Raw genomic sequence first — 17,363 nt, 5'->3', positions numbered from 1 at the left:
TTACAAACGCTTATTTCTTTGGCAAGACTGGTGTTTTTACCGCAGCGCGTTTTGCTGCTGGTTTTGGCTTGGTTGAGACGACGGTCAGATTTGTGTGCTCATCCATCTCATACAGCGCACCGGCACGGCCGACGATCAATGGATCGATATTGCCGATTTGTGCTGAATCCTTGTTTTCATAGTTCAGCTTGTTCAGCACATAACGCATGGCGTTCAGACGCGCACGTTTTTTGCAGTCTGATTTGATCACAATCCAAGGCGCTTCAGCGGTGTCGGTGTTAAAGAACATCGCTTCTTTCGCCAAAGTATAATCATCCCATTTGTTCAGAGACGCTTTATCCACTGGTGATAGCTTCCACTGTTTTAATGGGTCGTTCTCACGGCTGGCAAAGCGTGCTTTTTGCTCTTCACGCGTGACTGAGAACCAGAATTTCACCAAATGAATGCCCGACTCGACCAAATGCTTCTCAAACTCAGGCACTTGGTGCATAAAGATGCGATATTCTTCATCGGTACAAAAGCCCATCACACGCTCAACAACTGCACGGTTGTACCACGAACGGTCAAACAGCACAATCTCGCCTGCTGTTGGTAAATGCTGCACATAGCGTTGGAAATACCATTGACCGCGTTCTTGATCGGTGGGTTTCTCCAGTGCAACGACACGCGCACCACGCGGATTGAGATGCTCCATAAAGCGCTTGATCGTACCGCCCTTACCTGCTGCATCACGACCTTCAAAGATGATGACCAATTTTTGACCAGTGGCTTTGATGTGGTGTTGTAATTTTAGTAGTTCGATCTGTAGCTTGTATTTTTGCGCTTCATAATTTTTGCGGCTTAGGCGATATTTGTACGGATAGCCACCTTCACGCCAGTTGTCCGACAGCTGCGTATCGCGCGATTTATCGGTGCGCACTTGGCTTGCAACTTGTGCCACTGGCAGATATTCGCTCAGCGTTTGACCCAGTTCCACCAACTCTTCTGGGGTGGCGTGCTCGATCAGCTCTTCGACTTGACTGACGGTATTTGGCATCACTGCTTTTGCTGCGGCTTTTTTGCTACGCGCGCTGGTTGTTTTGGTAGCTGCCTTGGTGGTTTTTGGCTTAGTCACTGCTTCAGCTTTGGTCGTCTGCGTACTTACGGTGTCAGCCTTGATCACTGATGATTTTTTTGCTTCAGCATCTGTGCTTGCTGTTGAAGTTTTGGTGGTGGTGTTCGTAGCCATACTCTCTCCTAGTTAAAAAAATAAAAAAACATCAGTACGCCAAAGTCTATGCCATCACAGCCATGACCATCAGCGAAAGTTTCAAATCACTTAATAAATCCTATTAGTATAGTACCACGATAAAAACCGCTAATCAACCATGATTTGAATCAATTTTATGCGATAAATACCATCCAATTCACCGTACCATTGACGGTGAACATATTGTGCGATCATACTAATAGGTCAAGTTATCCGATGTGAATAATCACGGCAACAATCTGACCACTTGCCATGTATCACCATCAGTGGTATAGACCATGCGATCGTGCATACGACCAACACGCCCTTGCCAAAATTCCGCGCGGTCAATGACAAGCTCATACCCACCCCAAAATGCTGGATAAGGCACGACATCGCCATGCATATGGTCTAGCAGCTGATATTTATCTTCCATGGTTTGGCGGCTATCGACCACACCACTTTGTGGCTCGCTCACCCACGCACCCAGCTGACTTTCGCGTGGTCGCTTGGCAAAATAAGCCGCTGACTTTTCTGCACTCACCTTCTCAATACGACCTGATAGGCGCACTTGACGCTCTAATCCCTGCCAAAAAAACAGCATTTCAGCATTGGGATTATCCGCGATGTCCTGCCCCTTGTCGCTGTCATAGTTGGTATAAAAAACCACGCCGCGTTCGGTCAACTCACGCATCAGCACGATGCGCACGCTCGGACGCTGATCTGCGCCACAAGTAGCAAGGCTCATGGCATATGGCTCAGGCAGCTGCGCCGCTACTGCATCATCAAACCATGTGCGAAACAGCTCAAATGGCGTCACTGGCAGCCCTGTATCAGGTAAAGTGTGCTTCTCATAAGATTGTCGTTGGTCGGTTAAATCCATCATCACTCCCCTTTTATGGTCGGTTATTTTGGTTGGTTGTTTGTCATTTTATTATACAATAAATCCTTAATTTATGTATGGATTTTATACATCATCAAGCACAAAAAATGCCAACTCATCAGTCGGCATTTTTCTTATCGCTCATAGACTTATCTTAACAAGTTAAGCCAAAATTCGCTTCACCTGCTCAGCCAATTGCCCTGCCATCTGCTGACATACGCTCGAATCTTGATGCTCGACCATCACGCGGATCACAGGTTCAGTGCCTGATTTGCGAATCAGCAAGCGACCTTTACCAGCAAGCTCGGTTTCCGCTTGATCAAAAATTGCTTTTAGTTCAGCATTGGCATATGGGTCGCTCATTTGCGTTAGGCGCACATTGATCAGCGTCTGTGGAAATGGCGTGTAGCCTTGGGTCAGCTCACTGAGCTTTTTGCCCGTCTCTGCCATGCAAGACAGCACTTGCAGACCCGCCACGATCGCATCACCTGTGCGGCTCTTATCTAGACATAGGATATGACCTGATGGCTCACCGCCAATTGTCCAGCCATTCATCTCTAGATCTTGCATTACATAGCGGTCGCCGACTTTAGCACGGTGGAACTTAATACCCATCTCGCCCAATGCCAACTCTAGCGCGACATTACTCATCAGCGTACCGACCACGCCTTCAGGCTGTAAGTGCTTAGCAAGGACATACAAGATACTATCGCCATCAACGATATTGCCATGCTCATCGGTCATGATGATGCGATCGCCATCACCGTCTAGTGCGATACCAACATCCGCACCATGCTCACGCACCGCCGCTTGTAGCACTTCAGGATGGGTTGAGCCACAGTTATCGTTGATATTGATGCCGTTTGGGTCGTTATGAATGGCGATGACTTTCGCGCCCAACTCTTTTAGCACGCGTGGCGCGACGCTGTGACCTGCGCCATTGGCACAATCGACGACAATTTTAATATGTGATAAATTATAATGATAAGGAAAACTACCTTTGCAGTATTCGATATAGCGACCTTTGGCATCGGCGACACGATGATTCTTGCCGATACTATCCGCCTTAATGCCTGCCAATCGCGCCAATCGCGCATCGGTATCACCAACCAATGCATCAAGCTCGACATTGATCGCGTCTTGGATTTCGTCTGAGATTTTTTTGCCTTCGTGCGAGAAGAATTTCACGCCATTGTCCTGATACGGATTATGACTGGCGGAAATCACCACGCCCATGTCCGCATGGAAGCTCTTGACAAGGTGTGCGATCGCAGGTGTCGGCAATGGGCCAAGCATATAAACATCCACACCTGCCGCGTTAAAGCCCGCCTGCAGTGCCGCTTCGATCACATAGCCCGACAGTCGCGTATCTTTGCCGATCAATACGCTTGGACGCTTGTTCGGATTTATCTCAACCAACACACGCCCCGCGCCAAAGCCTAAGCGCAATAGAAAATCAGGGGTAATTGGGAAAGTGCCAAACTGCCCACGAATGCCGTCAGTGCCGAAGTAACTCATTGTCAATCCTTAATTTTTTGGTGGAAATGCCTGCCAATTGCCTTGGCTTTTGCCCCAATTGGTCAGATTTTAAGCAGATTAAAAAACTGCACAGATTATAGCACACGACGGCGATAAATTTGCGTTATCAATGCGTAACTTTGGTATCATTTTTGCACTTTTTATTGGGCCAATCGGTGTATAATTTTTACTGGTAAATCGTGCAAAAATTCGCTATGCTAAGCAGTTCTTAGCCAAATTTTATAAGCCATCATTATTATAGTCAAACAAATTTGAAAACAGATTAGGAAAATGCGCGAAGTTGTACAAGAAGCTGTACAAATAGCACGACCAATGGGTTTGATATAAGTATTATTTAAAAGTTGGCAGATCGTATAATAAAGAGTATATTCATGGAAAATCTTAGCTGCTCCCAAATCACAGCATTATCACGCTTACCCAAATCAGCACTGACAGGCAAGCCTGTGCTGCATTTTGTCCATGCCAATGGTGTGCCGACACCGACTTATCAGCCGATTTTGGATGAATTGGCGTCGATTTTCACCATCGAAAGCATTGATTTATTGGGTACGGACAGCCGTTATCCTGTGGATGATCATTGGCAGAGCCTGACGCGGCAAGTTGGCGACAGCATTGATGACGCTTGTCATAAGCATGGCGTGGCAAATGTGGTTGCCGTCGGGCATTCGGTGGGTGCGATGACGACGATGCAGACGCTGCTTGCCAATCCCAAGCCAATCAGCCAAGCGATACTGCTTGATCCATCGCTTTTAACAGGCAAAAATAGCTTAACATGGCATTTGGCAAAACTCACTGATCGACAAATCGGTCGTGTAGAAAAATTTCGCCATCATCTGATTGATAAATTATCACCAGCATCCAAGTCCAAATACCGCAAAGATACTTTTGACAATCACGAACAAGCCCATCAAGCCTTGAGAAATAAAGGCTTATTTCGTCCTTTTGATGAAGCTTGTTTTGATAATTATATTAAATATGGATTTATAAAAACCGCCGATGGCAAAGTAACGCTTGCTATTCCAAAGGCGGTGGAAGTGGCGATTTTTCGCACCATTCCATCTTTATATTGGTATAAATCCATCGTGCCACGCCGTCCGCTTAGCATCATCGCAGGCAAAGACAGTCATTTTACCGCCATCGGCTCGTATCGCGATGCGGCACAGAGATTTGGCTTAAATGTGCAATATGTCGAAGGCTCGCATATGTTTCCACTGGAGCATCCTCACGCGACCGCACAAGTGATTTTGCACACCATTGCCCGCCAAATCAGTGAAACATGATGCGATGAGCCATTCAGCGATACCATCAAGCCAAGCACCGCCCAAATATCCGCCGTCAATCGCCGCTGCCTTGATAGCGATGGTGGTCGCGACGATGTTCGCCTTACAAAATGGCTGGCTGCTGCTCTTGCAGACGCTGGCTGATTTTACACCATATCATGCCATCAGCGATAATACTTTGCTTGTGATGTCGGTAGTGCTGACGGCGGTATGCTTGGTGTGGCTGATTGTTTTTTGGCAATATTTTCGTATTCGCAAAGACAGCGTAAGTACTGCACAAGCGCGCAAACTGTGGCAAAGCTATCTTGCGCTACTGCCAATGGATGGACGCGTGTTTTGGCGGTGTCTGTGGGTGTTTTTGCTGATTGTCTTTATCGCAAGCCTGCTTGCCAATTTGGCGACGACCGCACTATCGCCCACGCCATCAGCAGACGCAGCGCAGATGATGGGGCATGATACACCGATGTGGCTATTTGCCTTAATGGTGATGGTCTGCGCGCCTATTTATGAAGAGCTGATTTGTCGCGGTTTATTTTGGCGGCTTGGTGAAGATATTTTTTCGCACTTTACCGATAATACTAACCATATCACTATTTTAACCAGTCTAATCAGTAGTGGTGTATTTTCACTATTGCATTTTCAATATAATCTAATAGATACAGGCGTAATGTTCGCCGTAGCATTAGGTCTATGTTATGCACGCGTGCGGACAGGTTCAGTATTTGCGCCGATGCTATTGCACAGTATTAATAACAGCTTGGTGCTACTGCTACTGATTTTGGATTAGGCTTGAATAATCACATTTAACCAGCCCAAGCCTTATAATATAGCCTGCCAACTTACATTCTGTTTTGCTCAAGCACTTGCTCGCCTGCTTGGCGAATCTCTTCAAGCGTTAATGATGGTTTACCACTCAACGCCTGTCGCCACGCACGCGCACCGCTTAAGCCTTGGAACAAGCCCAAATAATGCCGTGTCAAGGTCGCAAGATTTGTGCCTTCATCAGCTCGCATTTTAAGATAATTTAGCAATTCTGTAAAAATATCGCGACGGCTTGGCAGTGGCAAATCCCACAGTGCATTGCATTCTGCCATCAGATAAGGATTGTGATAAAAAGCGCGCCCAATCATCACACCATCGACATGATGCAGATGCTCACGGATGGCATCCATGTTATCAATTCCGCCATTGATCTCGATGTTAAGATCGGGAAAATCCTGCTTAAGCCTATAAATGTCTTCGTAGCGCAGTGGTGGAATTTCGCGGTTTTGCTTAGGTGATAGACCCTGCAGCCACGCAATACGCGCATGAGCGATAAAATGCGTACAGCCAGCCGCCGCTACCGTCTCGACAAAATCGCGCATAAATTCATAACTGTCAAAATGATCAATGCCAATGCGATGCTTGACAGTCACAGGCTTATCGGTCACCACCTGCATCGCCTTGACCATCGCCGCCACCGTCTGCGGCTCTGCCATCAGGCACGCACCGATTTTATTGTGCTGCACGCGATCGGACGGACAGCCAACATTGATGTTGTACTCATCATAACCCTTGGTATCGGCGATTTGCACCGCTTGCGCCATCTCATCAGGATCAGAACCGCCTAGCTGCAGCACCACAGGATGCTCGCTGCCGTGAAATTTCAGCACATGATCGGCATTACCCTTTAAAATCGCACTGGTACTGATCATCTCGGTATATAGATGAATGTTCGGATTGAACAGCCGTGCAAAAGTACGAAAATCAGAAGTCGTCCAATCAATCATCGGTGCAAGGCTAATTCTCTTATTACCAATAAAATCAGTCATTTATAAAATTCTCTTTGTTTTTCAAGCGTTTAATTGCAAATCTTTATCTATTTTTACTTGTGTTTGTTTGTGATTACTTGCGTCTCGTACAATTTTACTCGCCAAATTTGCACTGTATTTGTACCATTTTTGCCGATTTTTATAGTGGAAATTATATAACGCAAACAAAAATCTGATCACAAATGTTTAGCTAATTTAATCAATTTAAAGCATCCAATATTGTGGATAATACAAATAAAAACCTGCGATTCTACTTGGTTTTGCCATCATTGTAAAGTTTATCTCTGTAAGGTCTCAATGATACCAAGTCCTGTTTGTCGTACAGTTGGCGTGATTAATGCAGTCGTGATCGCCTTTTGCGTGCTAAAAATCTGCACACGCGCTTTGGCACGCGTCACCGCCGTATAAATCAGCTCTTTTGACAGTAGTCTTTGGCTGCTTTCATCGAACACGATCGCCACCGTCTCCCATTCCGAACCTTGTGATTTATGCACCGTGATGGCATAGGCGGTGACAACCATCGCTTCAGACAACAGCTCCGCCGACAGCATTTTTATTGTTTCACCTTCAAAAAACACCATCAAACCTTGCTCGGTATGCAGACAAATACCAATATCACCATTAAATAATTCTAAATCATAACGGTTCTCAACCACCATCACTACACGCCCTTGATACCACGGTGAATTTGATGGTTTACCCCCCAAATACTTGCGATGCATTTTTGATAAAAATGCATTGATCGCATGATCACCATAAGCACCAATGTGCGACGCGCACAAAATGCGATATTCATTCAGTGTTTTGAATAATTGTGCTACTTCTTCGTGTGCTGATTGATCTATTTTTGGTAAATTACCATACAATGATTGGGTTTTTTTAAAATACGACTGATAAGCTTCACTTAAATATTGATAGCACCGCTCTTGAGTATGATTATCATCAAGTGATACAAATTCAAGTGTTTGTTCAGTGTCAATCAACTGTTGTAATTGGCTAAATTTATCCTGTTGATCACCTTTGATCAGTTTGGCAAGCTTACCCACACCTGAAGTGTCGGTAAAACGCTGTGATTGCTCAAGCTTACAATGTAGATCAGCCAATGATGACATACGGCATAAATCGGCAAGCACCGCCCCTGCATCCACCGCCGCAAGCTGATTGGCATCCCCCAATAAAATCACGCGCGCACCCGTCGCCACCGCTGCCATCAGCCGGCACGCAAGCTCCGCGCCAAGCATGGATGCCTCATCAATAATCAGCATCCGATACGGCAGCGGATGATCAGCGTGGTAACGCGGCACACCCGTCGCACCAATGCCCAGCAGGCGATGAATGGTCTTCGGTTCAGGCAGCAGCATCTGCACATCAGCACCGAGCGCTTTTTGTAGCGACTCACTCATACGCTGCGCCGCCTTACCTGTAGGCGCTGCCAATGCCAATGATGACAGCACATCTGGATCGGTTTTTAGCAGCGCCAAAACAATCTGCGCCACCGTATAGGTCTTACCCGTACCTGGTCCGCCAGTGATCAAGGCAAAAGCTTGATTGGCGACCAATTTCACAGCATCTCTTTGCTTTTCATTTAATTTATCTAAATTATCAGCTGTGAAAGGTGGCACTTGCGCAGCCCTAATCCGCCCAATATGATACATCAGCCCTGCTTCTGCACGATAAGCACGATTGAGCCAAAAATACACCGATGATCGCCCGATCCAATAACAAATCGGCTGCAAGGGTGCGCTTTTGTCCAATGATTTGACATCGTGTAAATTGGCAAAAAATACACTCGATAATCGCGCAGCCCATGCCAATACATCATCCGCACAAAGCACGCGCATGGTATAATAAGCACGCAATAGCCACACAATCTCATCAATCACCGCCATCATCTGCGTGCGTGACAATGATCTTTGCTGTGCGCCAAGCAGCATCAAAAACCGAGTACGCTGCTCACCAAGCCAATGCTGCACATCGGCACCATCTGCCAAAGCTTGTGCAAATTCATTTAGCAAAGCTACAAAATCAAACCCATCATCAAAATATCTCTGCAGCCGCTCAAATATCGGCTCAAAGCACAACAGCTGCCATGTTGGCAACCCCACATCCTGCATATCTGTCGGCAGAGTAAGCACCGTATGCCCTGCTAATAATAATTGCAGCAGTGTGCCATGCAAAAGATAAAAATTTGCTTCATCTGATTTTTGTAAATTCAGTGGTACAGCAAGCATGGATTTTTGGTCATACCAATGATCATGCTGATGGATACGACGCACCACATAACGGCTGATACTTTCTGATAAATTCACAATGAATTACTCTTTAAAAAAATTTTAATTATTAATCGCCTGATAATGATAAAAACTTAACCAAATAATGCATCAACCGCCAAAATAAGCTCAAGCGGTGGCTGCCAAACCATGCGCCCACACTGCGTATCATCTGCATACACACCGCGCAAAAACAAATATTCCACCGCGCCCAGATATTGGGCTTCATTACCTGTATAATTATTAAGTTTTACTTTCAATAAGCGATGCAACGCCACTTGATAAATTACTGCCTGTAGCCAATAGCCCGCTTGCGTCATCGCTGCCTGTAGTGATGCAGGCTGATAGTCACTCATCTGCGCGCCCAGATAATTGGACTTATAATCGACGATATAAAACTTGCCTTGATATTCATACACCAAGTCAATCTCGCCACGCAAATAGCGATACCAAATATCTGCCTTATCAACCTTTAGCACCAGTGGTTGATCGCTGTATTTCTCGAATACTTTGTTAAGTTTTTCGATACTGAAATTGGGTGACAGACCTAAGGTAAAGCCCAATTCTCGCACTTGATTAGCAGGTGCGATGCTCGCAAGGCTGACACCTGACGCACCAAATGGCGCATGAACGATATCATTTAGCCATCGAACCAAGGCTTGATGCTCGTTATCATCATTGTCTATAAAGTCGCTGCGGTACTTAAGCGGCATGGATAATCGGCGTGCAAGCTCATCGACTTGATTGCCAATTCTACCTATTTCGATTCGCTCTAGTACTTGGTGTAAAAAATCCCCCGCTGCACTGCCTTTGATAAATCGCGTGCGAATATCATCCTGCATAGGTGTTATGATCTGCGTCTGATTACTCGGTGTATTGTTAAGTAAATCTCCATGCAAATCAGTCATCGCAACCAGTTCATCATGGTCTGGCATCTCAGTCAAAATGGCTTTAGAATTGGCATCCAACTGACCGATCATCGCAGTAAAACTGGTTTTTTTCGCACCATAAAAAAGCTTGGTCGCCATTACCTTACTCCAATCTTTATAGGCAATTGGCTGAGTCTCTTCGATCGCTGTAGATACTAATTGCGTACTATTTAAGGCAATCTCATCCAAATCAATCACATCAATCAGATCTGCCATACGCTCAGGAATTGTTAAGCTACCATCAAAACAATCAAGCCACTGATATAAGGGTGCATCAGCGATATTGCGCTTGCTGGCTGTGGTGGCTGCCACCAAAAATACTTGCTCGGATGCGCGCGTTAATGCCACATAACCCAATCGGCGCAGCTCAGCCATCGCTTCTTCATCATCTAATTCTTTATAATAACTTGATGATTCTTGCTTGTACGGCACAACAGAAATGGCACGCGTCAAATCATCACGGTTATAAGCGTAAAATTTCTGATCATTTGCTCGGCTTGATCTTGCTTTGTTCAATTCCAAAACATAAACAACCGCGAATTCCAGACCCTTAGACTTGTGTATCGTCATCAGATTCACACCTGTTTCGCTAGGTAGGACGCGCTGTGTATTATCTTCATCCGCTGGTGCGTTAAGCTGTGCTTCATACCAACTCAATAGCTGCAACTCATGCAGCTGACCTTGTGCACTGACGATTTCTGCCAATTGCCAAAGGTCTGCTAAATAACGCTCACCTAGGCGCGCTGCCACCAACCACAAGCCACCACTACTCGTAAATGGCGTATCAGATAACGCAAAATTCAGCGCACTTGCCACACCATCGTTTAGCCATTTTTCATGAACTTGTTGCAAATAAGCCAATAAAGCTGCCTTGTTAAGCGTACCAAACCCATCAAGCACCACCTGCTCGCCTGCCATCAAAGCCGTCGCTTGATCTAATGTCATGCCCACGATACGACTGATCAAAAATCTGCCCACGCACCCTGCCGAACGGCTATTGAGCACGGCAGAAAGTAGCGCGTACAGATCTTCACCTGCATCAGTCATGAACACATTTTGCGCACGCGCACTGATCGCAGGGATATTTAACGCGCCAAGCTCATGTTTTACCGCTTCTAAAGCATCATGCGTTTTTGCCAATATCGCAATATCGCTTGGCTGCAACACGCGATCACCAAGTCGATGACCGTCTGCCAATAGCGTATTGATATGCTGACACATCTTGGTGACAATCTCATCTTTTGCATCTGCATGGATGATTGTTAAGTTTTTATTCGGTAAATGCGCGTTATTATCCGTATTTTTTTTCCAAGATAATTTTGAAGTTTTATTAAATGCTTGGATCTGATGATAGCGAATGCTTTGACCCAAATTGGCATGGTTTGACCAATCGGTAGATCCTGTATCAACAAACCATCGGTTCAGCGCATTGATCAGTGGCTCACTTGAGCGGCGATTGATGTCTAGCACCAAAGATTGATCCAGAATCGGTGGTTCATTTTGGGTTTTGCCATAAGATTTTAGCCAGTTGTAATTGGCAACATCACCACCACGAAAGCGATAAATCGCCTGCTTAGGATCACCCACCAAAAGCAAAAAATCACGCGATGCTCGCGGACGCTCACCGCCGACCAGCTGATATCGGGTCGCTTGCTCGCGCTGAGCTTTTAGCCCCTGTAAATACACGCGCTCGATCAATAACGCCTGCAAGCCATTAATATCCTGCGACTCATCAATCAGCGCCACAGGGTACTGATGGCGAATATAATTGGCAAGTGCAGCATCTTGCAGCGCGTCGGTCAGTCGCACCATCTGCATGACAAAAGTCGTCTCACCGCGCGCTTCAAGCATCGGCATCAGTGATGTGCGCACGCTAGCTGCCACACGGTAACGCAGCGCATCATAATGATATTGCGCACGAGCGATCAGCAGCTGATACAGCTCATGAATCGCCGCCACACGCTGCCATGGTAAAGCATTAAAGCGCACTTTGGCATTGGCATCGACACCACTTTTTTTAAAAAAATCCGTATCGACAAACTTAGTAAACTGCTCCAATGCTTCGATGTGATGACCAGATAATTCAGCTACAAAATCAAGCCGATGGGTACGGATCAATGATAAAATCTCAGGCAAAGATCCCAGTCGATTTGGTGCGGCTGATCGTGCATTGATACCAATCTGATTACGATATGTTTTATTTAAAAAAGGTAAAAAATCTTCGATATTGATAGCAAGAACTTCATCGAGTAGATTGTTAAGCTTATCATAACCATCGTCAAGCGCAGGCACTTCATCAATCGGCGCATGATAAAAATCAATCACTGTCTTAACCTGCGCGCTCAAGCCATCAACATCACTAAAAGCGTGCGACTTATGTGCAATGATTTGCTTGTATATACTCGGTGATTGTACCGATAATCGCGACTGCTCGGCACGCAGCCTGTCATGCACCAGTGCACGGATCAATGCCGATTCATCCGTGAGCATCTGCCGCTCACTCGCCTGTCCTGTCTGCAAGCCAAATTCTTTGAGCCATTTTTGCGCAAGGCTATCGAGCGTACCGACGAATAATTTATCCAAAGTCATCAGCACAAGCGCAGTGCGGCGAATGGTCTCATCCAGTGCATCTGCGCCAGTCTGTAGGATCTGTACAAGCAAATGCTGATTGATCAAATCTTCACCATCGACGCCCACTGCTTTGGTTGCTGTGATTAGCTCAGCTAAAATATCAGGTACCACAGATGATTCGACACCGAACCAGTGCGGATATTTTGGCTGTACATTTTTTAGCCAGCGCACAAGTGCATAAAACGACTGTAATCGCTCATAAATCCGCTCTTGCATTTCAGCCGCCGCCGCCTTGGTGAAAGTCGTGGCGATAATGCGTTCAGGTGCGTACTTTTTCTCAATCAATAGCCGCAGAATGATCCCTGTCAGCGTCCAAGTCTTGCCCGTACCTGCCGATGCCTCGATCAGATAGCCGCCTGTCAGCTTGCAGGCGATGGCAGCAGGGATGGTGCTATTTTGTGTATTTTGTACTGACTGTGTCATGACACACCCCCTTGTTTGCCTTGCAGTTCTTCAGGTTTGCACAGTGTTTTTGGCAAGCTTTGATATAGTGGATACACGATTGGCAATGCTCGCGCCGCTTGCTCTAGCGGATCACTTGCGCCCAAAATCAGCTGCCACGATGGGTGCTGACTGCTGTTCACGCTCCATGTATAGCCTTTCACCCATGCGTCATACAGTCGCGGTGTCAATTCATCATTTTGCCACTCATCATTGACCACAAAAGTGAGTGCCGTCTCACTGGTAATCGGTAGTGGTAACTTTTGCGACAAGAGTCCAAGCGTAGCAAATCCCGCCAAAATCCGCTGCGCATCCTGCCATAGCACAGGCTGATAGCAGATGGCGGTCTGTTCTTCGTCAAATCCCAAAGGTTTTAACACTGATGAACCTTGGGTAAACTTACGAATACTGACATGATTATTATTAGATATATCTTGATTATCAGTCTTACACACCACTTGCCAAGCCAAATGCATAAGCCAACCATTGACGATGTTTTTGGCAGTTGCTTTACTTGGTGAAATCGACAACCAATATGGCTGATCAGCATCTGCGACATTTGCCGATACGGTCATGGTTTCACTACCCACATTCAGCGCGATGGACTGCTCATAAGTGCCGCTGATTAATTGCGAATAGTGCAGATGTCCGCAATCACTGCGTAGATTTTGTTGATCAAAATTTAATAATGCATTTGCCGATACAGTGCTGTATAACGCTTCTGCACTCTGCTCAAGCGTTTGTAATTGAGACGCCAAACTGCCAAAACGACTCTCTCCAGCTGGCAATAATTTATCAAAATAAATCGCATAAAACTCATCGTGCGCCTGTGTGTTTTCTAAGGCAGTAAGCATCGTCTCTTCGCTCATCGCCACACCATCAAAAATACCACGCGCCATCGCTTGGATGATGGCATCATTGAGCTGATATCGCCCCAAGCCATCGAGTCCCAATGGCTCTTCTACATCTTCATCGTCTTCTTCGGGCATCAGCTCAATCTTATTATTTAAATAATTTAATGAAAATTTATGCTGCCAAGTACAAATATTCTCCATAGACACCATCATCGGCACGATAATCTCATGGTGCGATAACAAGGCATCCACCATCTTATCCACCCCTTGCTCATCGTGCTGCTGCGCCGTGATGATGCGTGCGATCTGCTGATAAGTCGCATCATCAGGTAAAGTGACAATCACGCGATCATTGGCTTGTGTGGCAGCATCTAAAATACCGCGAATCTTCTGCCACAGTGGCGCAGGCGGCAGATATGATTGTTCAGATTTTTTAATTTGTTCGATCGCGTGAATTAACCGTGCTCGTACCCAGTCTTGTATCTGCTTCTCATCAGCATCAGTGCTTTTATTAGGCATTTTTGGTGTGATTTTGTCATAGAAATTTGCCGTATCAAAACTGGTCGCCGTATGGTGCGTCACCAGATATGTCTGCACCACGCTTGGCATGGCAGCGATGATGGCATTGGTGATTTGCTCGCGATCAAAGCGATTGGCATCGGTATCATCTGTCGAATTTTGTGCATATAGCAAGGCATGAAAATCATTTTGCCAATCAACACCCGTTTTAAAAAATTCTAATAATTCAGACACAGGCGCTGCGGGTAATAATTCAGTCACCCCATCAGATGCAACGCTGTTATAAAAAATCATACACGCATCACGACTGCACAAAATCGCATCCAAAAACGCGCCATTATCATCATCTTCATTCATGCGATCGCCGCGACGCTTCAGCCCTGCGCGCATCAGATCCATACGACGCACGCCATCACGGCGCGGAAATGCCGATAAATTCATATCAAGCATTACTGTTAAGCCAAATGGCACACTGCGCAGCGCACCGAATCGCGCAAAGGTGATGACATTGGCAGGCTCGGCACTGATGGCTTGACTCTGTAGCATACTGTTTAGACTTTCTAATACAAACTGTAGGCTCAAGCGAATCTCATGGCTGTCTTGCGCATCACTTCCTTCATACTTATAAGTATGATGCTTGTGATAATATTGATTGGCGCGCAGACTGGCTGCCATGCTGTTTTTGGCTTCAAAAATTGCACGCATTTGCGCGGTATCTTTAAGATTTGCAAAATAACGATCAATGACATCATACTCGATCTTATCAAGCCAAGTCTGCACGCGATCAACCCGATCATATGCACCATAGCACGCAGATAAGCCTTCATGAATACGGCACAAAGCACTGATGATAGGCTCATCTGCTAGGCTGACAGTGAGCACAGGTGCGGTTGCTTCTTGGAACACACCTTGTTGCCAGTGCAGCGGGTAGAACAGTTTATTTGGCTTGGATTGTTCATCAGGGATTAATAATCCTGTCACCAAGCGATCAAGCGCATAGCTAAAACTGTAGCGATAATCAACATCGTACTCATCGAGCGTCATCGCCAAGTGCTCTGCATCAAAGCCACGACGAAATCCTGCTTGGGTCAAAAGCTCACAAGCACGGCTCATCTGTTCAAAATCAAGCCCAAAGCTTTGATATACTGGCGGTAGCATCAGCCATTCAAACACTGTCTCACGATAAAACCGCGCGCCCCGCCCACCAAGCAGTGTATAAAATCCTGCGATCGCATTCATCAAAGTCTCAATACTGCGATTGGTCGTGCCCGTGATCTTGGCAGGCAGCCGCAAGCCATCTGCACCCACACCATCATCGAACACCAAGCGAATCAAATCTTCGGCTGCAGCGACATCAGGCAGATACACCACGACATCGGATAAATGCCGTGCACTGCCATCAGCATTAGGAATGTTCAAATACCGTGCGATCATCACGCGCGCGATCTCAAGCTGTCGTTTTAGACTGTGACAAGCATGGATACTTAAGCTTGCAAACTGCCCATCGTCAAACAAATGCATTGGATGCTTAGGCTGATTTTTCTCAGTCAAGCTTGCCAGCGCCTGTGTCAGCCACTGCTTAGACATCCCTGTTTCATCAAGCATCAAGATGTCTTGCTTTAGCTGTGCCAGTAGCCCCACAGGTTTTGGGTCATTGACAAATTGATCCATCCAACTCACCTGCCAATCACGCGGCATTGGCAGCTCATCTGTGCTATCAATTGGCGGTTTTTCATAATAATACTCACCACCAGACATATCGGCAAGCATTGCGAAAGTCTCTCGAGACTCTTTAGCTAATCTTGATAATAGACTGTGCCCATGATCCTTCAGATACACCGTATCAGGATGAATGATACGCTGTGTCATCAGCCAGTTTTTATCAACAATATCCGCCCAAAACATCTTTGATGGATTAAAATGCAGCAGCTCTACATCGATCAAAGTCGATAAGCGCTTCAAAAACTGCAGCTCTACCACAGGAATCTGCTGCACGGTGAACAGATACAAGGCTTTGGGTAATTTGGCAAGCGCCGCCTGATATACTGCTGCACCGCGTGCGCCGCTCAGCACCTGCCAAAACCGCTGCTCCAACGCTTCACGATACGCATACACATCCGCAAATAACGCCTGCCACAGATAACGCAGCTGCATCTCAAGCTGATGATAATGCGCAATCAGCCATTCAGGCATCTCATCATCATGATACGCCTGCTCAAATCGCTGTTTCTCAGCAAGCATGACATCGACAGACTTAGGCAGTGGTGTATTGTGCGTCCAAGCAGCAAGCCATTCTGGGCGATGGGTCAAATATTTGACATATACCGCCGCCAGCTCATCACACAGCTGCCAAATGCGCTGCTCAGATAATTGCGGCTTTTGGCTGTGCGGATTTTCTTGATATAAAAAGTGCAATAAGCTGTGCAGTGGATGTGATTGATTATTTAGAATTTCTATCAGTTTCTCACCTTGAAATTCACAAAAAAATCCAAATAAACGCCACCGCATCACCGACGCAGACAGTACCGCCACTTCAGGCACTTGTAAGGCATCATCACGCCCTGCAGCATGAGTAAATTCTGCATCGACCTTAAGCACTGCTTGGATCATCTGCCATTGATACTGCCCCCAAAATTGCGCGGTCAAAAGCGTGCTGATTCCCACTTGTGACGCCACCGATTTGGTCAGCCAATCACCCAATACCATCGATGGCACGATCACCGTAAATGGCGCAAAAATTTGTGCCGACAGCGCGCTCATCGCACCACCATCAGCATTATCCTGACTGCTGTGGCTGTGCTGCTTATAAATCTCGATCAAGCGCGATAACAGCACTTGTGTATCATTGGACTGAGTGATGGCAAACATGGTAAATTCTATGCTTTAAATTACTGGTGTATGAATAAAAAAATTTATCAATAAACTGCATTGCAGATCATCTCACAATTTTACCGAGTTTTTTGTCAATTATCCATGAC

The 17,363-nt window shown here is 46.1% G+C and carries 9 protein-coding genes; 2 read left to right on the top strand and 7 right to left on the bottom strand.

Features of this window, described 5'->3' with window-relative positions:
- Positions 1–10: 10 nt before the first annotated feature.
- The 3 genes from ppk2 to glmM all read right to left on the bottom strand — a co-directional run bounded on the left by ppk2 (position 11) and on the right by glmM (position 3,629).
- Positions 11–1,228: a polyphosphate kinase 2 gene (ppk2, locus tag NGM44_RS09705; RefSeq protein ID WP_253223458.1), complete on the bottom strand. Its 1,218-nt coding sequence runs from the start codon at positions 1,226–1,228 to the stop codon at positions 11–13.
- A gap of 247 nt (positions 1,229–1,475) precedes the next feature.
- Positions 1,476–2,111 carry a pyridoxamine 5'-phosphate oxidase gene (pdxH, locus tag NGM44_RS09700; RefSeq protein WP_253224677.1) on the bottom strand — a complete coding sequence of 212 codons (636 nt, stop codon included), beginning with the start codon at positions 2,109–2,111 and terminating at the stop codon, positions 1,476–1,478.
- Positions 2,112–2,273: 162 nt separating this feature from the next.
- On the bottom strand, positions 2,274–3,629 hold the full coding sequence (glmM, locus tag NGM44_RS09695; RefSeq protein ID WP_253223457.1) for a phosphoglucosamine mutase: 1,356 nt from the start codon (positions 3,627–3,629) through the stop codon (positions 2,274–2,276).
- A 392-nt stretch (positions 3,630–4,021) separates the two neighbouring features.
- Here glmM and NGM44_RS09690 point away from each other — a divergent pair, with 392 nt between their 5' ends.
- A complete protein-coding gene (locus NGM44_RS09690; RefSeq protein ID WP_253223456.1) occupies positions 4,022–4,930 on the top strand; it encodes an alpha/beta fold hydrolase in 909 nt (302 codons plus the stop codon).
- 4 nt (positions 4,931–4,934) lie between these two features.
- Positions 4,935–5,717 (top strand): CPBP family intramembrane glutamic endopeptidase, encoded by a 783-nt coding sequence (locus NGM44_RS09685; protein ID WP_253223455.1) that lies wholly within the window; start codon positions 4,935–4,937, stop codon positions 5,715–5,717.
- 52 nt (positions 5,718–5,769) lie between these two features.
- On the opposite strand, the gene dusA is transcribed toward NGM44_RS09685, so the two are convergent.
- The 4 genes from dusA to NGM44_RS09665 form a co-directional block, all read right to left on the bottom strand.
- Positions 5,770–6,741: a tRNA dihydrouridine(20/20a) synthase DusA gene (gene dusA, locus NGM44_RS09680; protein ID WP_253223454.1), complete on the bottom strand. Its 972-nt coding sequence runs from the start codon at positions 6,739–6,741 to the stop codon at positions 5,770–5,772.
- Positions 6,742–7,019: 278 nt separating this feature from the next.
- Positions 7,020–9,050: an exodeoxyribonuclease V subunit alpha gene (gene recD / locus NGM44_RS09675; RefSeq protein ID WP_253223453.1), complete on the bottom strand. Its 2,031-nt coding sequence runs from the start codon at positions 9,048–9,050 to the stop codon at positions 7,020–7,022.
- 56 nt (positions 9,051–9,106) lie between these two features.
- Positions 9,107–12,994 (bottom strand): UvrD-helicase domain-containing protein, encoded by a 3,888-nt coding sequence (locus NGM44_RS09670; RefSeq protein ID WP_253223452.1) that lies wholly within the window; start codon positions 12,992–12,994, stop codon positions 9,107–9,109.
- A complete protein-coding gene (locus tag NGM44_RS09665; protein WP_253223451.1) occupies positions 12,991–17,253 on the bottom strand; it encodes an exodeoxyribonuclease V subunit gamma in 4,263 nt (1,420 codons plus the stop codon). Before NGM44_RS09665 ends, NGM44_RS09670 begins: the two co-directional genes overlap by 4 nt.
- Positions 17,254–17,363 lie beyond the last annotated feature (110 nt).

The organism is Moraxella sp. FZFQ2102 (assembly GCF_024137865.1).
GTDB lineage: Bacteria > Pseudomonadota > Gammaproteobacteria > Pseudomonadales > Moraxellaceae > Moraxella.
Note: the sequence above shows the minus strand (reverse complement) of the source record. Positions and strands in the feature narration are given on the sequence as shown.